19 protein-coding genes are annotated in these 23790 nt (G+C 72.9%); 14 read left to right on the top strand and 5 right to left on the bottom strand.

What is annotated here, in order from left to right; genetic code table 11:
• Positions 1-343: 343 nt before the first annotated feature.
• The 5 genes from ACZ7MF_RS36780 (at position 344) to ACZ7MF_RS36760 (ending at position 9597) form a co-directional block, all read left to right on the top strand.
• Entirely contained in the window at positions 344-1684 is a 1341-nt protein-coding gene (locus tag ACZ7MF_RS36780) for a transcriptional regulator (RefSeq protein WP_471482508.1), read from the top strand.
• 127 nt (positions 1685-1811) lie between these two features.
• Complete coding sequence (locus tag ACZ7MF_RS36775; RefSeq protein WP_471482507.1) at positions 1812-2363, top strand: NUDIX hydrolase; 552 nt, start codon at positions 1812-1814, stop codon at positions 2361-2363.
• Positions 2364-2501: 138 nt separating this feature from the next.
• Complete coding sequence (locus ACZ7MF_RS36770; RefSeq protein WP_471482506.1) at positions 2502-4436, top strand: hypothetical protein; 1935 nt, start codon at positions 2502-2504, stop codon at positions 4434-4436.
• Positions 4433-7474 carry an ATP-binding protein gene (locus ACZ7MF_RS36765; protein ID WP_471482505.1) on the top strand — a complete coding sequence of 1014 codons (3042 nt, stop codon included), beginning with the start codon at positions 4433-4435 and terminating at the stop codon, positions 7472-7474. Before ACZ7MF_RS36770 ends, ACZ7MF_RS36765 begins: the two co-directional genes overlap by 4 nt.
• Positions 7471-9597, top strand: coding sequence for a hypothetical protein (locus ACZ7MF_RS36760; protein WP_471482504.1), 2127 nt, complete (start codon positions 7471-7473; stop codon positions 9595-9597). Before ACZ7MF_RS36765 ends, ACZ7MF_RS36760 begins: the two co-directional genes overlap by 4 nt.
• 21 nt (positions 9598-9618) lie before the next feature.
• On the opposite strand, the gene ACZ7MF_RS36755 is transcribed toward ACZ7MF_RS36760, so the two are convergent.
• Positions 9619-10530, bottom strand: a complete 912-nt coding sequence (locus tag ACZ7MF_RS36755) for a 3-hydroxybutyryl-CoA dehydrogenase (RefSeq protein ID WP_356866073.1) — start codon at positions 10528-10530, stop codon at positions 9619-9621.
• Between the two features lie 137 nt (positions 10531-10667).
• On the opposite strand from ACZ7MF_RS36755, the gene ACZ7MF_RS36750 reads away from it, so the two are divergent.
• On the top strand, positions 10668-11927 hold the full coding sequence (locus ACZ7MF_RS36750) for a glycoside hydrolase family 10-like protein (RefSeq protein ID WP_471482503.1): 1260 nt from the start codon (positions 10668-10670) through the stop codon (positions 11925-11927).
• Between the two features lie 29 nt (positions 11928-11956).
• Here ACZ7MF_RS36750 and ACZ7MF_RS36745 read toward each other — a convergent pair whose 3' ends face one another.
• Together ACZ7MF_RS36745 and ACZ7MF_RS36740 are read right to left on the bottom strand one after the other, a co-directional pair.
• Entirely contained in the window at positions 11957-12151 is a 195-nt protein-coding gene (locus ACZ7MF_RS36745; RefSeq protein ID WP_003977235.1) for a DUF1918 domain-containing protein, read from the bottom strand.
• 41 nt (positions 12152-12192) lie between these two features.
• A complete protein-coding gene (locus tag ACZ7MF_RS36740; protein WP_471482502.1) occupies positions 12193-13119 on the bottom strand; it encodes a DMT family transporter in 927 nt (308 codons plus the stop codon).
• Here ACZ7MF_RS36740 and ACZ7MF_RS36735 point away from each other — a divergent pair.
• Together ACZ7MF_RS36735 and ACZ7MF_RS36730 are read left to right on the top strand one after the other, a co-directional pair.
• On the top strand, positions 13034-14557 hold the full coding sequence (locus tag ACZ7MF_RS36735; RefSeq protein ID WP_471482501.1) for an aminotransferase-like domain-containing protein: 1524 nt from the start codon (positions 13034-13036) through the stop codon (positions 14555-14557). The genes ACZ7MF_RS36740 and ACZ7MF_RS36735 overlap by 86 nt on opposite strands.
• A gap of 96 nt (positions 14558-14653) precedes the next feature.
• Positions 14654-15274: a histidine phosphatase family protein gene (locus ACZ7MF_RS36730; RefSeq protein ID WP_356866082.1), complete on the top strand. Its 621-nt coding sequence runs from the start codon at positions 14654-14656 to the stop codon at positions 15272-15274.
• Here ACZ7MF_RS36730 and ACZ7MF_RS36725 read toward each other — a convergent pair.
• Entirely contained in the window at positions 15237-15701 is a 465-nt protein-coding gene (locus ACZ7MF_RS36725; protein ID WP_471482500.1) for a DUF6314 family protein, read from the bottom strand. The genes ACZ7MF_RS36730 and ACZ7MF_RS36725 overlap by 38 nt on opposite strands.
• A gap of 142 nt (positions 15702-15843) precedes the next feature.
• On the opposite strand from ACZ7MF_RS36725, the gene ACZ7MF_RS36720 reads away from it, so the two are divergent.
• Both ACZ7MF_RS36720 and ACZ7MF_RS36715 read left to right on the top strand, forming a co-directional pair.
• Positions 15844-18318 carry an alpha-L-arabinofuranosidase C-terminal domain-containing protein gene (locus tag ACZ7MF_RS36720; RefSeq protein WP_471482499.1) on the top strand — a complete coding sequence of 825 codons (2475 nt, stop codon included), beginning with the start codon at positions 15844-15846 and terminating at the stop codon, positions 18316-18318.
• A gap of 75 nt (positions 18319-18393) precedes the next feature.
• On the top strand, positions 18394-18918 hold the full coding sequence (locus ACZ7MF_RS36715; protein WP_471482498.1) for an AAA family ATPase: 525 nt from the start codon (positions 18394-18396) through the stop codon (positions 18916-18918).
• Here the strand turns inward: ACZ7MF_RS36715 and ACZ7MF_RS36710 are convergent.
• Positions 18908-19372, bottom strand: coding sequence for a hypothetical protein (locus ACZ7MF_RS36710; RefSeq protein WP_471482497.1), 465 nt, complete (start codon positions 19370-19372; stop codon positions 18908-18910). The two genes, ACZ7MF_RS36715 and ACZ7MF_RS36710, sit on opposite strands and share 11 nt — an antisense overlap.
• Before the next feature lie 133 nt (positions 19373-19505).
• On the opposite strand from ACZ7MF_RS36710, the gene argC reads away from it, so the two are divergent.
• The 4 genes from argC to ACZ7MF_RS36690 are packed head-to-tail and all read left to right on the top strand — an operon-like array spanning position 19506 to position 23786.
• On the top strand, positions 19506-20534 hold the full coding sequence (argC, locus tag ACZ7MF_RS36705; RefSeq protein ID WP_471482496.1) for an N-acetyl-gamma-glutamyl-phosphate reductase: 1029 nt from the start codon (positions 19506-19508) through the stop codon (positions 20532-20534).
• Positions 20531-21682 carry a bifunctional glutamate N-acetyltransferase/amino-acid acetyltransferase ArgJ gene (gene argJ, locus ACZ7MF_RS36700; RefSeq protein WP_471482495.1) on the top strand — a complete coding sequence of 384 codons (1152 nt, stop codon included), beginning with the start codon at positions 20531-20533 and terminating at the stop codon, positions 21680-21682. The genes argC and argJ overlap by 4 nt, the downstream gene beginning before the upstream one ends.
• The gene (argB, locus tag ACZ7MF_RS36695) at positions 21679-22581 is read left to right on the top strand and encodes an acetylglutamate kinase (RefSeq protein WP_471482494.1); all 903 of its coding nucleotides are present in this window, start codon (positions 21679-21681) and stop codon (positions 22579-22581) included. Before argJ ends, argB begins: the two co-directional genes overlap by 4 nt.
• On the top strand, positions 22578-23786 hold the full coding sequence (locus ACZ7MF_RS36690; RefSeq protein WP_471482493.1) for an acetylornithine transaminase: 1209 nt from the start codon (positions 22578-22580) through the stop codon (positions 23784-23786). Before argB ends, ACZ7MF_RS36690 begins: the two co-directional genes overlap by 4 nt.
• Positions 23787-23790 lie beyond the last annotated feature (4 nt).

Raw genomic sequence — 23790 nt, 5'->3', positions numbered from 1 at the left:
GCGGGGCTGTGACATGTGCGGCTCCGCCGCGTGGGCGCGAGCAACCACAACGCGCCCGCAGTCGAAAACGCACCGCGACCCTCTCCGTACCCGGCGGAGCCAGCTCGCCGTCCGCCCCGCCACGGAGTGTCGGGCAGGCAGCTGGGCGGACGGCGTGGATACGGGCCGCCGCACTGTACGAGGGGGAGCCGGCGGCCCGGCCGGCCTCTTTCGAGGCCCTTCAGTCAACCGGCCCGGAACTCTCCGCGACAGCGCGCACACGCTGCGGATGCGCGTACTCCGTTCACACCCCGTGTGAAGCCCGACGCACTACGCTGTCGGCACCGATTCACCGGGGGCACCCATGCAGCCCAACACCCTGCTCGACGCGATCCTCGACGAGGCCGGGATCTCGCACGCGGGACTGGCCGCGCACGTCAACCAGGCGGGGCGCGCACGCGGGCTCGCACTGAGGTACGAACACACCGCCGTCGCACGGTGGTTGAAGGGCCAGCGGCCGCGCGGCCAGGTGCCCGACCTGATCTGCGAGGTCCTCGCGTCCCGGCTGCACCGCCCCGTCACCCTCGACGACATCGGCCTCGGCGTGCCCGGCGAACCCGCCGCCCCGCACACCGGATCGCTGTCCGGGTTCGTGGAGCGTGCGACCGCCCTGTGGCGCTCCGACCAGCAGCAGCGCCCGCACATCCTCGGCGCCCCCGCGCTCACCGGCACGCCGGCCGTGATGCCCGTGTGGGAGTGGGAGAACCCGCCCGAGGACACGGACGTCTCCCGCGGCGGACGGCACCGGGTCACCGCGGCCGATCTGGAGACGGTGCGCTGCGCCCGTTCGCACTACGAGCAGATGTACCGCAAGGCCGGCGGCATCGCGACCCGCGCCCGCATCGTCGGCTTCCTCAACTCCGAGGCCGCCCCGCTGCTGCGCGGCAGCTACACCGACGCCACCGGACGGCAGCTGCACCGGGCCACCGGGGGCCTGGTGGCCGTCGCCGGGATCTGCGCGTACGACTCCGACGCGCACGGCCTCGCTCAGCGCTACTTCCACCAGGCGCTCCGGCTCGCCAAGGCCAGCGGCGACCGGGGGCTCGGCGCGTACGTCATCGCGCTGCTGGTCAACCAGGCGCTGTTCATGCGGGAGTACCGGCAGGCCGTCGCCTTCGCCGAGGCCGCGCTGCGCGCCGCCGGCCGGCACATCACCCCGGCGCTCGCCTCCGACCTGTACGCGATGCAGGCGAAGGCGTACGCGCACCTGGGCGACGGCAGCGGCGCGCTGGCCTGCATCCGCCGGGCCGAGCAGGCCGCCGAGCGCATCCGGCGGGGGTACGAGCCCGACGAGACCGGCTACGTCCAGCCCGGACTGGTCAACGTCCAGGTCGCGGAGGCGCTGCTGAGCCTCGGTGAACTCGCGGCGGCCGGGGAGCACGCGGCGGCGGCCGTCGACACCCCCGCGCACGACCGGGGCCGCGTGCACCGGCTCGCCATGCTCAGCACGATCGAACTGCGTCAGGGCCACGCCGACAAGGCGGTGGCGACGGCCGTGCGGATGGCCGAACAGGCCCGGGGAATGGAGTCCCATCGGCTGCGCGACAGACTGCGCGCGGTGCGCGAACACCTGGTGAGCAGCGGTTGCGCGGGCACGGCCGAGGCCGCCGAACTCATCGACGGGGCACTGCGCGTACCGCTGTAGGCGTTCCGCCCGTCCCGTCCGTCCCGCCCCTGCGCCCACCCCTGCGCCGTGAGCGGCCCCCGTACGCCTGCTGCCGGAACGCTGCTACTGCGATATTGCCACCTACTCAAAGAAAGGTGGCAGAACAGTGCAGTGGGCGAAACAGAGCGAACAAAATGTGTACTCAAATCGGTGGTTCAGCGTCAACCTCGCCGATGTCGTCCTGCCGGACGGCCGGCACCTCGACCACTTCCTGATACGGATGCGCCCCGTGGCCGCGGCCACGGTCGTGAACGAGGCGGGCGAGGTCCTCCTGCTGTGGCGGCACCGGTTCATCACCGACAGCTGGGGCTGGGAACTGGCGGCCGGAGTCGTCGAGGACGGCGAGGACGTCGCGGTGGCGGCGGCCAGGGAACTGGAGGAGGAGACCGGCTGGCGGCCCGGACCGCTGCACCACCTGATGAGCGTGGAGCCCTCCAACGGACTCACCGACGCCCGCCACCACGTCTACTGGGCCGACCGGGGCACGTACGTCGGACACCCCGTGGACGACTTCGAGTCCGAGCGCCGGGAATGGGTCCCCCTCAAACTCGTCCCCGACCTGGTCACCCGCGGGGAGGTTCCGGCCGCCGGCATGGCGGCCGCCCTGCTCCTGCTCCACCACCTCAGGCTCGGGCGCGACCAGCCGCAGGAGGAGTAGCCCGGACCGGCCCGGACCATGTGCCAACTTCGGTCATTTGTTGAGGTGTTCCGGCCAAGGCGGCGTCCCGCCTGCCGCAGGTACTGACAGGCACCGCCCGCGCGGGCACGATGCTGCGACATCGGACGGGGGGGCGTGATGAGTGCTGCCGAGAAGAGAGCCGGGCTCGACGGGCCGGGCGACGGGACCGGCCGGGACCACCGGGAAACGGCGCCGGATCCAAGGCCCGCGGGGACGCCCGCGGAACCCGGCGACGGGGCCGCGGTGGAACTGGCCCGGCGCGTCTTCGCCGGCGAGGAGCGCTGGGGCTGGGAGTTCGTCCGGCCGCCGGAGCCCCCGGCGCACCGCGCCGCCCAGAACCCGCCCGTGTACACGGAGCCCTCCGACCACGAGGTGCGCTCCCTGCGCGAGCACGCCATGGGCGGCCGCAACACCACAGGCTTCGGCTGCATGACCCTGCTCGCGGGCGGTGTCGCGCTCGTGGCCGGGAACATCGTCGTCGCGGTGATCGTCATGATCGCCATCGTGGCCCTGCTCAGGGCGACCTCGCCCAACTCCAGGCTCCGGGCCGCCGAACGCCGCCTCGAAGCCGAACGGAAACGGGCCCGGCGCGACCACGAGGCCCGCACGAAGGCCTGGCAGGAACTGCTCGCCCAGCACCGCGACGCGCATCTGCGCCACAACGAGACCCTGGACACCTGGTACCCGATCTCCCTCACCTCGGGGCCCAGCCGGATCGACGTCTTCGGCGGCACGGGCAACGGCTGGGCCAGCCTCCTCGCCACGCTGGGCGGACCCCTGCTCACCGCCGGCCAGTCGGTCGTCGTCCTCGACCTCACCCAGCAGGCGGTGGCCCTGGAACTCGCCGGGCTCGCCACCCGGCGCGGAGTCACCGTCGGCCACGTACCCGTGCCCGGCGCCCTGCTCGGCCGCGACCTGCGCGAGGAGTTCACCTCGGAGGAACTGGCGGAGACCCTGGCCGAGGCCCTGGGCACCATGCGCCCGCCCGGCGCCGACATCGACCTCCACACCATCGACGTGGACGTGGTCCAGACCGTCACCGACCTCCTCGAAGGGCCCGTGACCCTCGACCGCCTCGCCGCCGGACTGCGCGTCCTGCTCCGCGTCTACGACCCCGGCCCGCAGGCACCGGGCCCGCTCGGCGCCTCCGAGGTCGAGTCGCTGACCCGGGCCATCGACCTCGTCGGCCAGGGCGAACGCGTCCAGAACGAACTCCGCTACGTGCGGGCCCAGACGGAACTGCTGACCAGGGCGGAGACGGTCCACACGCCCGACGCCCCCGTCTCCGCCTGGTGGAAACCCGGCGGGCTCACCGTCGTCACGACCGAGGACGAGGTGCACCGGCGCAAGGACCTCACCGACCGCTTCGTCTTCTTCCAACTGCTCCACGCGCTGCGCAAGCGCGCGGTCACCCCCGGCTCGGGCACGCTCGTCGTCGCGGGCGCCGACCACCTGGGCCGTGAGGCGCTGGAGACGATGGCCCGCCAGGCACGGACCGCCGGAGTGCGGCTCGTCCTGCTCCTGGAACACCTGCGGGAGGCCGCGGTCCAGGTCGCCGGCGGATCCGACAGCGCGACGGTGTTCATGCGCATGGGCAACGGCGAGGAGGCGAAGGCCGCCGCGCAGTTCATCGGACAGGAACACAAGTTCCTCGTGAACCAGCTGACCCGGCAGGTCGGAGAAACGCTCACGGAAGGACGCGGCACCAGCTACACCTTCCAGAGCGGACTGTCCCGGACCTCGGGATTCAACCGGGGCGGCAGCGGCACGGGCAGCACCTGGGGGAGTTCGGACTCCACCGCCACCTCGCTCTCCCGCAGCTGGCAGGAGTCCACCACCACCTCGACCGCCCACTCGACCACGACCGGCGAGAACCTCAGCCGGGTGTACGAGTTCACGGTCGAACCCACCCAGATGCAGGCCCTGCCCGTGACCGGACTGGTCCTCGTCGAGACCGGCCCGGGCGGTCGACGCGTCGTCTTCGGGGACTGCAGCCCCGGCATCAACTTCCTGCCGAAAGTGTCCGATCGGCCGCGCCCGAGCCTGCCGTGACACCCGACGCCGGCGCCCGCGGCGGTCCCGCGCAACTCGCCGCGTACCGCTTCCACCGACTGCTCACCGTGCCCCGCCGACCGGACGAGCGGCAACCCGGCCACGACCGTACGGCCGCCCAGCTGACCGCGGCGGTGACCGCCGCCCACGCGGTGCTCGGCCACCACGGCGAAGGCGGCCCCACCGGGCTCGCCACCGCGTGGATCCGCCCCGGCCCCCACCGGCCCATGCACTTCCTGGTGGGCGGCGCCCCGTTCTTCCCGCCCGCGGGAGAGCAGCCCCACGACACCGCCGAACGCCCCGTGGGCTACCCGCCCGGCGCCACCGCCCGGGACATTCCGGCAGGCGAGGCCGCCGCACTGCTGGAGCGGATGCCGTACTGGCTGCCCTGCCTCGGGTCCCACGACGCCCTGCGCATGGGCGACGACGAACGTGCCCTGCCCACGGAACGCCGCGGCTCCTTCGACGACGCCGTCGCCCACCTGCCGGACGCCTTCGCCTGGCTGCTCCTGGCCGAACCCCTCCCGTACGAGCGGCTGGAGCAGGAGCGCGCCGCGCTGTCCGTGCAACTGCCCCGGCTGCGTCAGCGGGAGAACTCCGCGGCCGACCGGCTGGCGGCCGAACGGGCCGAGGCGCGCCACCGCGAACTGACCAGGGCGCTCGCCACCGGAGTATGGAGCGTACGCGTGCTGGTCGGCGCGGAGCGGCCGGGGTCCGTCCTCGCCTCGGCCGCGCTGCTGTGCGGCTCCGGCGACCTGGACGACCTGCCGTACGTCCTCGTGCCGACCAGGCACCCGATGCCCTTCGCCGAGGCACTGACCGCGACCGCCCCGGCCGCCGCCGCTTCCGTCGCTTCCGTGGCGCCGGGTGCCACCCCGTTCGTCGCACCCGCGGAACTCGTGGCCGCGCTCGCCCGGCCACCGGAGCGGGAACTGCCCGGCATCCGCACGGTGGCCCCCAACCGCTTCGACGTCACCGCCGACGACACGACGCAGGACACGGAGCAGGACTCGGAGCAGGGCACGGCCGCCGACGGCTTCCCGATCGGCGACATCCTCGACGAGTCGCTGTCGGCCACCGGCCGGCTCCACGTCTCGCGCGCGACCCTCAACCGGCACGCCTTCATCTGCGGGGCCACCGGTTCGGGCAAGTCCCAGACCGTCCGGAGCCTGCTCACCGCCCTGTCCACGCACGAACGGCCGGTCCCCTGGCTGGCGATCGAACCGGCGAAGGCCGAGTACGCGCGCATGGCCGGCCGCCTCGGCGCGGCCGGGGGACCGGAGGCAGCCCGGCGGGTCACCGTGATCCGGCCGGGGGACGTGGACGTCCCGCCCGCCTCGCTCAACCCGCTGGAACCGGAGCCCGGCTTCCCCCTGCAGAGCCATGTGGACCTCGTCAGAGCACTCTTCCTGGCGGCCTTCGAGGGACACGAACCGTTCCCGCAGGTGCTGGCCCGAGCACTGTCCCAGTGCTACACGGAGGCCGGGTGGGACCTCGTCACCGGCGAGCCGCGCCCGGCCCACAAGCCGAAGTTCCTGCCGGACGAGCCGGACGAGCCCCGCACGGCGGCCTACCCGACCCTCGGCGAACTCCAGGCGACGGCACGGCAGGTGGTCGAGACGATCGGCTACGGCAAGGAGGTCACCGCCGACGTACGGGGTTTCGTCGACGTCCGCATGGGCTCGCTGCGGGAAGGCACCCCGGGCCGGTTCTTCGAGGGCGGCCACCCGCTGGACGTCGCCGGACTGCTCTCCGGGAACGTGGTCCTGGAACTGGAAACGATCACCAACGACCAGGACAAGGCCTTCCTCATCGGGGCCACCCTCATCCGCCTCGTCGAACACCTGCGGGTGAACCACGGCGCGGGCGGGGTGCCCCTGCGCCACGTGCTCGTCGTGGAGGAGGCGCACCGCCTGCTCAAGAACGTCGAGGACGGCCCCGCGGCCGCCGCGGTCGAACTGTTCGCATCGCTCCTCGCCGAGATCCGCGCCTACGGCGAGGGCGTCGTCATCGTCGAGCAGATCCCCAGCAAGATCCTCCCGGACGTGGTCAAGAACAGCGCGTTGAAGATCATGCACAGGCTGCCGGCCGAGGACGACCGCCGGTTCGTGGGCGCCACGATGAACCTCCGGCCGGAGCAGAGCGAGAACGTCGTCGCCCTGCCCCCGGGCCGCGCCGCCGTCGCCGCGGACGGCATGGACCGGCCCGTACTGACGTCCGTCCCGCACGGCGAGCACGACGAGAGCGCCGAGGGCGCCTCCGGCGAACCGCCGCTGCTGGGCAGCCGCAGCCGCCTGTGCGGACCCGCGTGCCGCGGCGCACCCTGCACGCTGCGCGCGATGAACGACTCCCAGCACCGGTCCGCGGAGCCGCTCCACCTGATCTGGGTGGAGGCAGCCGCCTGCGCGCAGGCGATGGGCATGGCCGCCCCGGCCCCGGCGTCTCGGGTACGGGCGGCCCTGACGGCCCTCACCGCACGCGGTCTGGAGTGCACCCTCGGGTACGCGGCGGAACGAGCCGTCTCGGCGCGGGAAACCCTGATGCGGGACGAGGTCGACCCCGGGGACTTCGCGGAGCGCCTGTACACCGTGCTGTACGCCGAACTGCTGGGCCGGGAGCCGCCGCCGGTCGACCGGCGCCGGTACACCTACGCCAACTACCGCTTCCGGGACGTGCTGGAAGCCATCCAACGCGCCCGGAAGGCGACCCCGGACGGACCCCACGGATACCCGGAACACGAGGCCGAGTGGGCGGCCCGCGGGCTGGTGCTCACCGGAACCTCCGGCGCGGACCACCGCCTCCAGGTCCGTGCCCTGCCCGGGTACGGACCGGGGAAGGCCCACGCCAGGATCGGCGACGTGGAGCGCAGCGGACTGCGCCGGGCGGTGGCGGCGGTGACGGGCGCCACGACGGAGGACCACGTACGACGGGCCTTCGCCCTGGCCTGCGAGGAAGGTCCGCGGCTGCGCGCGCTGGTGGCGGAGACGGCGGCACGGGTGGCGCAGGTGTGCGCCGAGGGGACGGGGGTCCACGGATGAGCGAACTCGGCGGCACGGTCGGTGACGCCCCGCCGCCCCCTCCACCGCCCCCGCCTCCTCGCGACGCGCACGCCCCCGGTGACGGAGACGTACCGGACCAGTCCGGCGAGAACGCGGAGGCGCCGCAGGACGGGCAACGGGCGGAGGACACCGGGGACGGCGACATTCCGGAGACCGACTCCCGGCCCGACGATCCGGCGCCGCCCGTCGCGGAGGCCCCGGAGGACGGCGACCCGCCGACGGACGAGCCGGAGCCGGCACAGCCGCCGGACCAGGACCGCGCCGACCCGGGCCCGGAACCCGAGCCCGCCCCGAACCCGGAGCCGCCCCCCGCACCGGACCAGGCACCCGCCCCGGAGCCGAAGCGAGAACCGGAGCCCGAGCCTGTCTCCGAGCCCGAGCCCGAGCCCGAGCCCGAGCCCGAGCGCGAGCCCGAGCCCGAGGCTGAGGCTGAGGCTGAGGCGGAGCCCGAGCGCGAGCCCGAGCCCGAGGCTGAGGCGGAGCCCGAGCGCGAGCCCGAGGCTGAGGCCGAGCCCGAGCCCGAGCGCGAGCCCGAGGCTGAGGCCGAGCCCGAGCCCGAGCCCGAGCGCGAGCCCGAGGCTGAGGCCGAGCCCGAAGCCGAGGCCGAGCCCGAAGCCGAGCAAGAGCCGGAACCTGAGCCCGTCTCTGAGACCGAGCGGGAGCGAGCGCGAGAGCCCGAGCCGGAACAAGAGTCCGGGCCCGAGTCGGAACGTGACCGCGATGCTGAGAGGGAAGCGAGGCCCACGGCGGAACCTGAACCTGACTCGGAGCCGGAGCCGGAGCCGGAGCCGGAGCCGGAGCCGGAGCCGGAGCCGGAGCCGGAGCCGGGGCCGGGGCCGGAGCCCGTGCCGGACCCGGAGCACGACTCCGAGCGAGACCCCGACGGGGCGCCCGAGCCCGCACCGCTCGCCGAGTCCGCGTCCGAGACGGAGCCCGCGCCTGACGCGGAGCCCGCGTCCGAGACGGAGCGGGGACACCAGGGGGCGCCCGAGCCCCCGCCCGACGCGGACCCCGCGTCCGAGACTGAGCCCGCGTCCGAGCCCGAGCAACGGCCGCAACGAGAAGCCGCGGTCGCGGAAGCGCGGCCGGACACCGAGCCGGAGCCCGAAGCGGCGGCCATGCCGGAGCCCGGGGACCGGGACAGGGCAGCCTCGACCCCGGATTCCGAAGCGGATGACCGGGAGCCGTCGGAGCCGGCCGAGCCGGAGGGCCGGACGGCTCGGAGTGAGCTCGACGAGGCAGGCGGGGCCCTGGTGTCGGCGGCCGAGGGCGTGGCCGAAATCGGTGTCGCCGCAGCCGAGGCCGCCGCGGATCTCGTCGCGGAGACCGCTAACGCCCTGGAGGAAGCCGCCGCCGGTGCCGCCTTCGAAGGCCGGGCCGACGCCGCTCGTGAGGCGTTCGCCGCCGACGGGCCGCCGGACGGCGCCTGGCAGGACGGCGATCCACCGGATACCTACGCGGACGACCCGGAGGGCCCGGCAGACCAGGAGCCGGACGGCGACGGTGGGGAGCAGCGCCCCAATCCATGGCTCAACCTCAAGGTCGGACCACCCGCGGACGGCCCGCCCCCGGACGGAGCCGGTGCTCCCGGCGGCTCCGGCGACGGTCCCGACGACCCGGACGACCACGGCGCACCGCCCGACGACGGCGGGGACGAGGACGACGAGGACCGGTCCGACATCGAGACCAAGGAACTCAAGATCGAGGGGTTCAAGCTCGAGCCGAACGTGGACCGCATGCGCGGAGCCAACATGGCCCGGGCCGTGGAGGCCCAACAGGCCTACGAGGCTTCGGCGGAGGCACGTCGTCGGGAGAACCCGGACCGGGAGCGGGAGCGGGAGAACCGGGACGGGCCGGACGACGAAAGCGACGCTCCCCGGGAATCGAGCAGACTGGACCCCGACGTGGCGAACACGCTACGCGTGGCCGCGGCGGGGCTGTCGGGCCCCCGCCCCCCGAACCGGGCCGCCGAGAACCGTGCACGCGGCGGGCCCGACGGCACGGCGGCGGTCACCCAGGACCAGAGCCGCAACCAGAGCCAGAACCGGGAGCAGGAGCAGAGCCGGGGACTGGGCCTCAGGAAGGACAAGGGCCTGGGATGAGGAGCGGCGCCGCGACCGGCGTCAGCCGTAGGCGTAGAAGCCCGAGCTGCTCTTGCGGCCGAGACGGCCCGCGTCGACCATGCGCTGGAGCAGCGGCGGAGCGGCGTACAGCGGCTCCTTATACTCCTCGTACATCGAATACGCCACCGAGGCGACCGTGTCCAGGCCGATCAGGTCGGCCAGCTTCAGCGGGCCCATCGGGTGGGCGCAGCCCATCTCCATGCCGTTGTCGATGTCCTCGCGGCTCGCGATGCCCGACTCGAACATCCGGATCGCGGAGAGCAGGTACGGGATCAGCAGCGCGTTGACCACGAACCCGGAGCGGTCCTGGGCGCGGATGGCGTGCTTGCCCAGCACCTTCTCGGTGAACAGCTGAGCCCGGCTGAGCGTGCCCTCGGAGGTGGTGAGCGCCGGGATCAGCTCGACGAGCTGCTGCACCGGGGCCGGGTTGAAGAAGTGGATGCCGATGACGTGGTCGGGCCGCGAGGTGGCGACCGCCAGCTTCACCAGCGGGATGGAGGAGGTGTTGGAGGCCAGGATCGCGTCCGGCCGGGTCACGACCTGATCGAGCACCTGGAAGATCTCGGTCTTGACCTGCTCGTTCTCGACGACGGCCTCGATCACCAGATCACGGTCGGCAAACTCGCCGAGGTCCGTGGTGAAGCTGAGGCGCGCCTGTGTCGCGTCCCGCTCCTCCTCGGTCATCTTGCCGCGCTCGGCCGCCTTGGCCAGCGAGTTGTACAGCCGGGTGCGGCCGATCTCCAGAGCCTCGCCGGTGGTCTCGGCGACCATCACCTCCAGACCCGAGCGGGCGCACACCTCGGCGATGCCCGCCCCCATCTGGCCACAGCCGACCACGCCGACCCGTGCGATATCTCCCGAGATGCCGGTCACATCGTCCCTTTCGCTGACTCCACGGCTGGCCGCAGGCATGCCGGGGTCCCCGTCGCCTGCTCCGATCGAGCACGTTACCCCCGAATGGTCACGGTTCCGTCTCCCGGGTCGGGCATGCTGAGGCCCCGTACACGATCCGTGACCGTACGGATCCACAGCGTTCAGGAGGTCTTCCCATGGGCGGTGTCTCGCGCCGTGCCTTCACGGTGGCGGCGTTGTCGGCGTTCACGGCGGTGTCCGGGGCTACGGGGGCGTCCGCGGCGCCCACCGCCCGGGGCGCCGCCGAGCCGGCGTCCTCGCGCAGCGCCGCCGCCGGGATGCGGGGGATGTGGCTGGCCACCGTGGCCAACCGCGACTGGCCCACCCGCGCCGGGCTGCGCGCCGCCGAGCAGCGCGCGGAGCTGATCGAGCACCTCGACAACGCGGTCCGGCACCGCCTCAACACGGTGATCCTCCAGGTGCGGCCGACGGCTGACGCGCTGTGGCCCTCGGCGCACGAGCCGTGGTCGCAGTACCTGTCCGGCAGCCAGGGCCGGGACCCGGGCTGGGACCCGCTGGGCACGGCGGTCAAGGAGGCCCACGCCCGCGGCCTGCACCTGCACGCCTGGTTCAACCCGTACCGCGTCGCCACCCACGACGACCCGGCCCGCCTCGTCTCCTCGCACCCCGCGCGGAAGAACCCCGGGTGGGTGGTGCCGTACGGCGGGCAGCTCTACTACAACCCCGGGCTGCCGGAGGTCCGGGCGTTCGTCCAGGACGCGATCATGGACGCGGTGGCGAAGTACGAGGTGGACGGGGTCCACTTCGACGACTACTTCTATCCGTATCCGGTGGCGGGCCAGAGCTTCGACGACGGCGGGACCTTCGGCACGTTCGGCACCGGCTTCGCCACGAAGGCCGACTGGCGGCGGGACAACATCGACCGGCTGGTGCGCGAGACCGCGCAACGGGTCAAGGACGTCCAGCCGGCCGCCCGCTTCGGCGTCAGCCCCTTCGGCGTGTGGCGCAACGCCGCCACCGACGAGCGCGGCTCGGACACCCGGGCGGGCGTGCAGACGTACGACGACCTGTACGCGGACACCCGCAAGTGGGTGCGCGAGGGCTGGATCGACTACGTCGTGCCGCAGCTGTACTGGAACATCGGGCTGGACGGCGCCGACTACGCGAAACTACTGCCCTGGTGGGCCGAGGCCGCCCGGGGCAGCCGCACCCAGCTCTACATCGGCGAGGCGCTGTACAAGTCCGGGGACCCGGCGCAGCCCGCCGCCTGGCAGGACCCGGCCGAACTCTCCCGCCACCTGACGCTGGCCGCTCGGTACCCGGAGGTCCGCGGGCACGTCTACTTCTCGGCCAAGGACGTCGCCGACGACCGCGGCGGCGCGATGGCCCGGGTGGCCGCCGACCACTACACGCAGCCGGCCGCCGTCCCGCGCTGACCGCTCCCGCGTGGGGTGCGGCCCCTGGGCTACAGCTGGGTCTCCCTGTGCCGGATCTCCGAGTCGGGGCCGGGCGAGCACACGGCCTCGTGCCCGTCCTCGAACCGGACCCGGTACGGGGGAGTGCCCTTGTCGCCCATCACTTCGACGATTTCCGCGACCTTGTCGTGCTCACCGACCACCCGGCCGTGCTGGACCAGCTGGTCGCCCTTGGTTGCGTGCATCCGTGAGGCCTCCTCACCTGTGTGCGGTCCGAGGGCGGGCGCTAACCCCTGGCCCGCTGGGTGACCGCGATGCACACCAGTACGGCCGCGGCCGTCAGCGGAGCGGCCACCGGCAGGTGCTCGCCCAGGAGAAGTACCGACCACACCAGTGTGAGCAGCGGCTGGGCCAGCTGCAACTGGCTGGCCTTCGGGATGCCGATCGCCGCCATGCCCCGGTACCAGACGACCAGGCCGAGGAACTGCGAACCGATCGCCACCCACAGCAGCCCGGTCACGGCGTGCGCCGTCAGGTGCACCGGCTCGAAGGACAGTGCCACCGCCGCCATCGGCACCGTCAGCGGCAGGCACAGCGCCAGCGCCCAGCCGATTACCTGCCACCCCGGCATCACCCGGGCCAGCCGGCCGCCCTCCGTGTAGCCGGCGGCGCACACCAGCAGGGCCGCGAAGAGATAGGCGTCGGCCGAGGTCAGCGCTCCGCCGCTCTGCTGCACCGTGAAGGCGATCACGGCCGCCGCGCCCGCCAGGGCCGCGATCCAGAAGGTGCGCGAGGGGCGGGTGCCGATGCGCAGCGCGGACAGCAGCGCGGTGGTCAGCGGCAGCAGGCCCACCACCACGGCGGCGTGCGCGGTGGTCGACGTCTGCAGGGCGAGCGTCGTGAGCAGGGGGAAGCCGAGGACCACCCCGGCGCCCACCACGGCGAGGCCCAGCCAGTGCCGCCGCTCGGGCGGTGCCACCCTCAGCACCACCAGGCAGGCTCCGGCGACCGCGGCGGCGAGGATGCTGCGCACGGCGATCAGGGACCAGGGCCCGAAGCCCTCCAGGCCCCAGGCGGTGGCGGGGAAGGTGAGGGAGAAGGCGACGACACCGAGGGCGGCCTGGACGGTGCCGAAGGACGCGCCGCCGGTGTCCGCGTCGGCGGCGCCGACTGCTATCCGGGACGGTGCGGTAGCGCTACTCTGTGCTCTCATGCAAGAGCGTAGCAGCGTCGCTGACCTGGTGACCGTGTTGCGGCGGGAGTTGGACCGCTACTCGCCAGGCGGAAAGCTCCCGTCGAGCCGTGCCCTCGTCGACCGGTTCCGGGTGAGCCCGGTGACGGTCTCCCGCGCCCTGGCCCAGCTGGCCGCCGAGGGGCTGGTCGTCACCCGGCCCGGCGCCGGCGCCTTCCGTGCCCGGCCGCGCCCCTCGGCGGCGCCCGCCGGGGACACCTCCTGGCAGGAGGTGGCGCTGAGCGCCGACGGCGCCGCCGACCTCGTACCGCGCTCGGTGGACGCCTCCGGGGTGCTGGTCTCGCTGGCCGCCCCGCCGTCCGGCGTCGTGGAGTTCAACGGCGGGTACCTGCACCCCTCGTTGCAGCCGGAGCGGGCGATGGCGGCGGCCCTGGCCCGGGCCGGACGGCGGCCCGGCGCCTGGGGCCGCCCGCCGATGGAGGGGCTGCCGGAGCTGCGGGAGTGGTTCGCGCGCGGCATCGGCGGCGCCATCACGGCGGCCGAGGTACTGATCACCGCGGGCGGCCAGTCCGCCCTGGCCACCGCCCTGCGCGCGCTCGCCCCGCCCGGCACCCCCGTGCTCGTCGAGTCCCCGACCTACCCCGGCATGCTGGCCATCGCACGGGCGGCCGGACTGCGTCCGGTGCCCGTCCCCGTGGACGCCGACGGCGTACGGCCCGCCCTGCTCGCCGACGCCTTCCGCGCGACCGGCGCCCGGGTCTTCGTCTGCCAGCCCCTGTTCCAGAACCCGACCGGCGCCGTGCTCGCCCCCGAGCGGCGCGGCGAGGTGCTGCGCATCGCGCGGGCCGCCGGTGCCTTCGTCGTGGAGGACGACTTCGTGCGCCGGCTCGTGCACGAGGACGCGGGCCCGCTGCCCGCCCCGCTCGCCGCCGACGACCCGGACGGCGTCGTGGTCCACGTCTGCTCGCTGACCAAGGCGACCTCGCCCAGCTTCCGGGTGAGCGCCCTGGCCGCGCACGGGCCGGTCCTCGAACGCCTGCGCGCCATTCAGATCGTCGACACCTTCTTCGTGCCGCGGCCGCTCCAGGAGGCGGCGCTGGAACTCGTCGGCTCGCCCGCCTGGCCGCGCCACCTGCGTGCCGTCTCGGCCGAGTTGAAGGCCCGCCGGGACGCCATGACCTCCGCCCTGGGGCTGCGACTCCCCGAGATCGCCCTGTCCCACGTCCCCTCCGGCGGCTACCACCTGTGGCCCCGGCTGCCCGAGGGCACGGACGAGACCGCCCTCACCTCGGCCGCCCTGCGTGCGGGCGTCGCGATCACCCCGGGCCGCCCGTACTTCAGCGCCGAACCCCCCGCCGCCCACTTCCGGCTGAGCTTCGCCGCGGTCGCGAACGTCGGGGAGATCGCGGAAGGGGTACGGCGCCTGCGCACCGCCTGCCAGGAGGTGTGGGGCCGCTGACGGCGTTCGCCTTCGGTCGGTGAGCCGTGGCACACCCTGGGTGACCCACAGGTAACACCCCTTGACCTGGACACCTTCCGGCTCCACCATCACCGCATGGCGCTTCGGGTCACGTTCGTCGCGGCTGCGCGCAGCTCACCGCTGCTCGCCGAGCGCTTCGACGACGAGCGGCCGCTGGACCAGGCCGGATGGGACGAGGCGCTGCGCGCCGCGGGCGACCTGCTGCCGCTCGCCGCCGCCGAGTTGCGCTACTGCTCGCCCACGCCCCGCAGCCGCGCCACCGGTGACGCCCTCGGCTGCGCGCCGCTGTCCCAACTGGCCCTGCGGGACTGCGACATGGGCCGGTGGCGCGGCCTGACGCTCGGTGAGGCCATGGCCCGTGAACCGGCGGCCGTGGACGCCTGGCTCGCCGATCCCCGGTCGGCCCCGCACGGCGGGGAGTCGCTGCTGGGCTTCATCACCCGGGTGGGCGGCTGGCTCGACACCCGCCCCGGGGAGGACGGCGACCGGATCGTCGCCGTGGCCGAGCCCTCCGTGATCCGGGCCGCGCTGGTCTACGCGCTGAAGGCGCCGCCCGGAACGTACTGGAACCTGGACGTCCGCCCGCTGTCGACGACCACCGTGACGGGCCGCGCGGGCCGCTGGAGCCTCCGCTTCGAGGGGGCGCCGGACCAGGGTGCTAGGCATCCGGCGTTTCGCGAAGGTAATCCGTTGTGAGCAGCAGGTCCTTGGCCGGGCCGCCCACCCGCCACACGGTCCGCCAGCGGTCCGGGCCCCGGACGGTGAACTCGCCCCGGTAGAGGTCGGCGGCGCAGGGGTGGTCGGCCACATGGTGTCCCGAAGTCAGGTCCAGGCCGTGGAAGGGGCGGCCGTCCGCGAAGCGCACGTCCACCCGGCCCGGCCCGCTTCCCGGCCCGTTTTCCGGCTCGTAGAGCAGCGTGCGCTCGGCCGGCCGGGTCACGCCCTGCCAGGTGAAGGCGCCCGACTCCCGGCCGATCAGCCCGCCGCCGTCGAGGGCGTCGAAGGACGTGAGCCCCTCGAAGCGGCCCTCCAGGCCGCCTGCCAGATCCCGCACCGACCGCTCGGTGCGCCAGCGTCCCGCGAGGTACGCCAGTACGTCGGGCACCGGCCACAACTCGCCCATTTCCACTCGCTTTCCCGCTTCGGCCCACTCGTTGCCGCGCGACCCATTGACGCGCCGCGACCCCCTCCCTATCTTGCCGTTCGAAGTGCTGACCAATGTCCGATATCCCGAACGACTACCTGGTGAGAGCCGCGGAGTATCCATGTCACGCACCCGCTGGAGACTCGGTCTCAGCGTCACCGCCCTCCTGACGGCAGCCGCCCTGCTGCCGTCCCCGGCACACGCGGAGGCCGTCGCCGACTACACGATCACCGTCGACCCGTCCGACCGGGGTCCCGCGATCGACGACACGATGTACGGCGTCTTCTACGAGGACATCAACCGCGCCGCCGACGGCGGCCTGTACGCCGAGCTCGTGCAGAACCGGTCCTTCGAGTACTCCACCGCCGACAACGCCTCGTACACACCGCTCACCGCGTGGGCGGCCGACGGTCCGGCCGAGGTGGTGAACGACGGGGGCCGCCTCAACGAGCGCAACCGCAACTACCTCTCCCTGGCCGCCGGCTCCGCCGTCACCAACGCGGGCTACAACACCGGCATCCGGGTCGAGAAGGGCGAGAGGTACGACTTCTCGGTCTGGTCCCGGGCCGAGCAGGGCACCACCCTCACCGTGACGCTCACGGACGCCGCGGGCACCCTCGCGAAGGCGCGCCAGGTGGCGGCGAAGGGGCAGTGGCGCAAGTACACGGCCACCTTCACCGCGACCCGCACCAGCAACCGCGGCCGCCTCGCCGTCGCCACCACCGCCCCCGCCGCCCTCGACATGGTGTCCCTCTTTCCCCGCGACACCTACCGGCACCAGCCGAACGGCCTGCGCAAGGACCTCGCGGAGAAGATCGAGGCCCTGCACCCCGGCTTCCTGCGCTTCCCCGGCGGCTGCCTGGTCAACACCGGCTCCATGGCGGACTACAGCGCGGACTCCGGCTGGCAGCGCAAGCGCTCCTACCAGTGGAAGGACACCATCGGCCCGGTCGAGGAGCGCGCCACCAACGCCAACTTCTGGGGCTACAACCAGAGCTACGGCCTCGGCTACTACGAGTACTTCCGCTTCGCCGAGGACATCGGGGCCATGCCGCTGCCCGTCGTCCCCGCCCTGGTCACCGGCTGCGGCCAGAACAAGGCCGTCGTCGACGACGCGCTGCTGAAGCGGCACATCCAGGACACCCTGGACCTCATCGAGTTCGCCAACGGCCCCCGCACCAGCGAGTGGGGCGGCAAACGGGCGGCGATGGGCCATCCCAGGCCCTTCGGCCTCACCCACCTCGAAGTCGGCAACGAGGAGAACCTCCCGAAGGAGTTCTTCGCCCGCTTCGAGCAGTTCCGTACCGCCATCGAGGCGGAGTACCCGGACATCACCGTCGTCTCCAACTCCGGCCCCGACGACTCCGGCGCCACCTTCGACACCGCCTGGCAGCTCAACCGCGACGCCGGTGTCGCGATGGTCGACGAGCACTACTACAACAGCCCGCAGTGGTTCCTGCAGAACAACGACCGCTACGACTCGTACGACAGGAAGGGTCCCAAGGTCTTCCTCGGCGAGTACGCCTCCCAGGGCAACGCCTGGAAGAACGCCCTCGCCGAAGCCGCGTTCATGACCGGCCTGGAGCGCAACGCCGACGTCGTCAAGCTGGCCTCCTACGCCCCGCTGCTGTCCAACGAGGACTACGTGCAGTGGAGCCCGGACCTGATCTGGTTCAACAACCACGCGTCCTGGGGCTCGGCCAACTACGAGGTCCAGAAGCTGTTCATGAACAACACCGGCGACCGCGTCGTCCGCTCCACGGCCACCGGCACCCCCGCCGTCAGCGGCCCCATCACCGGCGGCGTCGGCCTGTCGACCTGGGCGACCAGTGCGGCCTACGACGACGTGAAGGTGACCTCGGCCGACGGGGAGTCCCTCCTGTCCGACGACTTCTCCGGCGACGCCTCGCAGTGGACCCACTCGGGCGCCGGCAGCTGGACGGTCCAGGACGGCCAGTACGTCCAGACGGACGCGGCGGCCGAGAACACCATGGTCACGGCGGGCGACCCGGCCTGGCACGACTACGACCTGCACGTGAAGGCCACGAAGGAGTCCGGCAAGGAGGGCTTCCTGGTCGCCTTCGGCGTCAAGGACACCGGCAACTACTACTGGTGGAACCTGGGCGGCTGGAACAACACCCAGTCCGCCGTCGAGCAGGCCTCCGACGGCGGCAAGTCGACGCTCCTGACCAAGGCCGGGTCCATCGAGACGGGCCGCGCCTACGACATCGACGTCAAGGTCAGGGGCCGCCAGGTCACCCTCTACCTCGACGGCGAGGAGTGGGGCAGCTTCACCGACGACAAGCCGGCCGAGCCGTTCCGCCAGACCGTCACCCGCGACGACCGCACCGGCGAGCTGATCGTCAAGGTCGTCAACGCCCAGGACACCGCGGCCCGCACCGCCGTCGACCTCGGCGGCGCGAAGGTGGCGTCCAGGGCCGCGGTCACCACGCTGGCCGCCGACCAGGACGCGGTCAACACCGAGACGGACACCCCGGTCACCCCGGTGACCTCGACCTTCTCGGGAGTGGCGAGCGAGTTCACCTACACCTTCCCGGCGAACTCGGTGACGTTCCTGCGGATCCGACAGCGATAGCCCGGCAGCCCGCGACCCCGGACCGGCGACGAAACCGCACCACCGCGTCGTCGGTCCGGGCTAGCGTGGGGACGCATGATCGTATGGCTGAACGGCACCCACGGTGCGGGCAAGACGACGACCGGCGCGCTCGTGCAGGAGCTGCTCCCGGACTCCCGGGTGTTCGACGCCGAGAAGGTCGGCGAGACGCTCATGGACATCACGCCGGGGCTGCCCGACACGGACAACTTCCAGCACTGGCCGCCGTGGCGGCCGCTCGTCGTCGAGACCGCCCGGCGGGTGCTCGACTACACCGGCGGCACCCTGGTGATGCCGATGACAATCCTGGTCGAGGAGTACTGGAGGGAGATCGCGGACGGCCTCGCCGCGCACGCGATCCCCGTACGGCACTTCGTCCTCCACGCCGACCAGGAGACCCTGCGGGGGCGCATCGCGGGGGACACCGTACTGGGGCCGAACTCGCCGTTCCGTCTCCGCTACCTCGAGCCGTACGCCGAGGCCGCCCGCACCTGGCTGCATACCGAGGCCGAGGTCGTCGACACCACGCACCTCACGCCCGCCGAGGCGGCGCTGCGGATCGCGGAGGCCGTCAAGGCGTAGTGCTGCGGTGGCGCTGGATCAACGAACGCATCTCCTGGTTGTACTTCGAGCGCCGCCGGGCGATCCAGATGACGAGCGCCGCGCCGGCCGTGGCCACCGTGTACTGGGCCAGCGCGTGGCGGAGCAGGGTCCCGCGGTCGGCGACCGCCCAGTCGGGGCCGCCGAAGAGCGCGATGTCCTCGATCAGCTCCTCCTCGGCGGTGAAGTCCAGGCCGTCGATCCTGCCACCGCCCCGGCTTCCGTCCGCCAGCCTCCACGCGCCCTGGCACGGTCCGTCCCACTCGCAGTTGACGAACCCCTCCGTCACGGCCGGCTGCCCGTCGCGATACCGGTCGGTGTTCCCCGCGGCGAACCACAGGGGAAGGGCGAGGGCGCACAGGGACACGACGAGCGCCGCGCGCTGCCACGGCCTCAGCCCGACGACCAGCTCGACGATCCACGAACGCACAGCCACCCCCACGGTGCTCGGATTCCGGAAGCGGCAGGCTAGCCGATGCCCGCGGCGGGACCCCGAGGCCGCACCGCATCGCGTTGCATAAACGTGCAGCGACACGTATAGTCATGCTCTCCAGGAGGAGGGTATTTCCATGGCGGTACGTGCGGCGGTGGCCGGAGCGAGTGGGTATGCGGGCGGTGAGCTGCTGCGTCTGCTCCTGACCCATCCCGAGGTCGAGATCGGCGCCCTGACCGGCAACTCCAACGCGGGGCAGCGGCTCGGCGCGCTGCAACCGCACCTGCTGCCGCTGGCCGACCGGGTGCTGGAGGCGACGACGCCGGAGGTGCTCGGCGGGCACGACGTCGTGTTCCTCGCCCTGCCGCACGGGCAGTCCGCCGCCGTCGCCGAGCAGCTCGGGCCGGACGTCCTCGTCGTCGACATGGGCGCCGACTTCCGGCTCAAGGACGCCGGTGACTGGGAGGCGTTCTACGGCTCCCCGCACGCCGGAACCTGGCCCTACGGTCTCCCCGAACTTCCGGGTGCCCGCGCCGCGCTGGAGGGGTCCAAGCGCATCGCGGTGCCCGGTTGCTACCCCACAGCCGTGTCCCTGGCCCTCTTCCCGGCGTACGCCGCGTCGCTGGCCGAGCCCGAGGCCGTGATCGTCGCCGCCTCCGGCACCTCCGGCGCGGGCAAGGCGGCCAAGCCGCACCTGCTGGGCAGCGAGGTCATGGGCTCCATGTCGCCGTACGGCGTCGGCGGCGGCCACCGGCACACCCCCGAGATGATCCAGAACCTCGGCGCGGTGGCGGGGGAGCCGGTCACCGTCTCCTTCACGCCGACCCTCGCGCCGATGCCCCGCGGCATCCTCGCCACCTGCACCGCGAAGGCGAAGCCCGGGGTCACCGCCGAGACGGTGCGGGCCGCCTACGAGAAGGCCCTCGCCGACGAACCGTTCGTGCACCTGCTGCCCGAGGGCCAGTGGCCCGCGACCGCCTCCGTTTACGGCTCCAACGCCGTCCAGGTACAGGTCGCCCACGACGCCGCCGCGGGCCGGATCATCGCGATCAGCGCCATCGACAACCTGGCCAAGGGCACCGCGGGCGGTGCCGTCCAGAGCATGAACCTCGCCCTGGGTCTCGACGAGACCACCGGACTGACGACGATCGGAGTTGCGCCGTGAGTGTGACGGCAGCAAAGGGATTCACGGCGGCGGGCATCACCGCCGGGATCAAGGAGAGCGGCAACCCCGACCTGGCCCTCGTGGTCAACACCGGCCCCCGCCGCTCCGCCGCGGGCGTCTTCACCTCCAACCGTGTCAAGGCCGCGCCGGTCCTGTGGTCCGAGCAGGTGCTGAAGAGCGGTGAGCTGACCGCCGTCGTCCTCAACTCCGGCGGCGCCAACGCCTGCACCGGGCCCAAGGGCTTCCAGGACACGCATGCCACGGCCGAGAAGGTCGCCGACGTGCTCGGGACGGGAGCGGGCGAGGTCGCCGTGTGCTCCACCGGACTCATCGGCGTACTGCTGCCCATGGACAAGCTGCTCCCGGGCGTGGAGACGGCCGCCGGTCAGCTCTCCGAGCACGGCGGCGAGAAGGCCGCCATCGCCATCAAGACCACCGACACCGTGCACAAGACGTCCGTCGTCAGCAGGGACGGCTGGACCGTCGGCGGCATGGCCAAGGGCGCGGGCATGCTCGCCCCCGGCCTCGCCACCATGCTCGTCGTGATCACCACCGACGCCGACCTGGAGACCGGGGCCCTGGACCGCGCCCTGCGCGCCGCCACCCGCGTCACCTTCGACCGGGTCGACTCCGACGGCTGCATGTCCACCAACGACACGGTGCTGCTGCTCGCCTCCGGTGCCTCCGGCGTCACGCCGGAGTACGAAGCGTTCGCCGAGGCCGTCCGCACCGTCTGCGACGACCTCGGACAGCAGCTCATCCGGGACGCCGAGGGCGCCAGCAAGGACATCAAGGTCGAGGTCGTGAACGCCGCGACCGAGGACGAGGCCGTCCAGGTGGGCCGCACCATCGCCCGCAACAACCTCCTCAAGTGCGCCATCCACGGCGAGGACCCCAACTGGGGCCGCGTGCTCTCCGCCATCGGCACCACCGACGCCGCCTTCGAGCCCGACCGGCTGAACGTCGCCATCAACGGCGTCTGGGTCTGCAAGAACGGCGGCGTCGGCGAGGACCGCGAGCTGGTCGACATGCGCTACCGCGAGGTGCACATCGTCGCCGACCTCGCCGCGGGCGACGCCACGGCGACCATCTGGACCAACGACCTCACCGCCGACTACGTCCACGAGAACAGCGCGTACAGCTCATGAGTACGACGAGGAAGCACACCGCGCTCCCCAAGGCCCAGATCCTCATCGAGGCGCTGCCCTGGCTGACCCGGCACCACGGCAAGACCGTCGTCATCAAGTTCGGCGGCAACGCCATGATCGACGAGGACCTCAAGGCCGCCTTCGCCCAGGACGTCGTCTTCCTGCGCCACGCCGGTCTCAAGCCCGTCGTCGTGCACGGCGGCGGACCGCAGATCAGTGCCGCCCTCGACAAGCACGGCATCGTCAGCGAGTTCAAGGCCGGGCTGCGCGTCACCACCGAGGACGCCATGGACGTCGTACGGATGGTGCTGGCCGGGCAGGTGCAGCGCGAGCTGGTCGGGCTGCTCAACCAGCACGGACCGCTCGCCGTCGGCCTCACCGGCGAGGACGCGCACACCCTCACCGCCACCAAGCACCAGCCCGAGATCGACGGCGAACTCGTCGACATCGGCCGGGTCGGCGAGATCACCGAGATCGACACCGGCGCCATCGAGGCACTGTTGGCCGACGGCCGCATCCCGGTCGTCTCGTCGATCGCCCGCTCCCAGGACGACCACCATGTCTACAACGTCAATGCTGATACGGCGGCTGCGGCACTCGCTGCGGCGCTCGGCGCCGAGACTCTCATGGTCCTCACCGACGTGGAGGGCCTCTACGAGGACTGGCCGAACTCCGACGAGGTGATCAGCCGCCTCACGGCCACCCAGCTGGAGAAACTGCTGCCCGATCTCTCCAGCGGCATGGTGCCGAAGATGGAGGGCTGCCTGCACGCGGTGCGGGGCGGCGTCACCACCGCCCGCGTCATCGACGGCCGGGTCCAGCACTCGATCCTGCTGGAGATCTTCACCGACGAGGGGATCGGCACGATGGTCGTGCCGGACGAACAGGGGGAGTCGTGAGCAACGAAGAGCTGACCGAGCGGTGGCAGGGCACCCTCATGAACAACTACGGCACCCCGCGCCTGCCCCTGGTGCGCGGCGAGGGCTCCCGGCTCTGGGACGCCGACGGCACGGAGTACCTCGACTTCGTCGGCGGCATCGCGGTGAACGCGCTCGGCCACGCCCACCCGGCGGTGGTGGACGCGGTGAGCCGCCAGATCGCCTCCCTCGGCCACGTCTCCAACCTCTTCATCGCCGAGCCGCCCGTTGCCCTCGCCGAACGGCTGCTCCAGCACTTCGGCCGCGACGGCAAGGTCTACTTCTGCAACTCCGGCGCCGAGGCCAACGAGGGCGCCTTCAAGATCGGCCGGCTGACCGGCCGGCCGCACATGGTCGCCACCACGGGCGGCTTCCACGGCCGCACCATGGGCGCCCTGGCGCTGACCGGCCAGCCCGGCAAGCAGGAGCCCTTCCTGCCGCTGCCCGGCGACGTCACGCACGTGCCGTACGGCGACCCGCAGGCCCTGGCCGCCGCGGTCACCGAGGAGACGGCGCTGGTGATCATCGAGCCGATCCAGGGCGAGAACGGCGTCGTCGTCCCGCCCCCCGGCTATCTGAAGGCGGCCCGCGCCATCACCGCCGCCACCGGTGCGCTGCTCGTCCTGGACGAGGTGCAGACCGGCGTCGGCCGGACCGGGCACTGGTTCGAGTACCAGGCACACGAGGGCGTCCTGCCGGACGTCGTCACCCTCGCCAAGGGCCTCGGCGGCGGACTGCCCCTGGGCGCGACGGTCGCCTTCGGCCGCGCCGCCGACCTGCTGCAGCCCGGCCACCACGGCACCACCTTCGGCGGCAACCCGGTCGCCTGCGCCGCCGGACTCGCGGTGCTCGACACCATCGCCGACGAGGGGCTGCTCGACCACGTCAAGCGGCAGAGTGAGCAGCTCCGGGGCGGGGTCGAGGCGCTCGGCCACCCGCTCGTCGCCCACGTCCGGGGCGCCGGACTGCTCCTGGGTATCGTGCTCACCGAGCCGCTCGCCGCCCAGGTGCAGCAGGCGGCTCAGGACGCCGGAATCCTGGTGAACGCGCCCGCACCCGATGTCGTACGGCTGATGCCCGCGCTGAACCTCGGCGACGACGTGGTGGAGGCGTTCCTCGGGGCGCTGCCCGGCATCCTTGACCAGGCCGCCGAGACGGCCCACGGGGACGGACGATCCGGAGAATGAGACG

It is taken from the genome of Streptomyces sp. NPDC111628, from assembly GCF_055635195.1.
The sequence above is the reverse complement of the archived record's forward strand: the minus strand, read 5'-3'. Positions and strand labels throughout refer to the sequence as shown.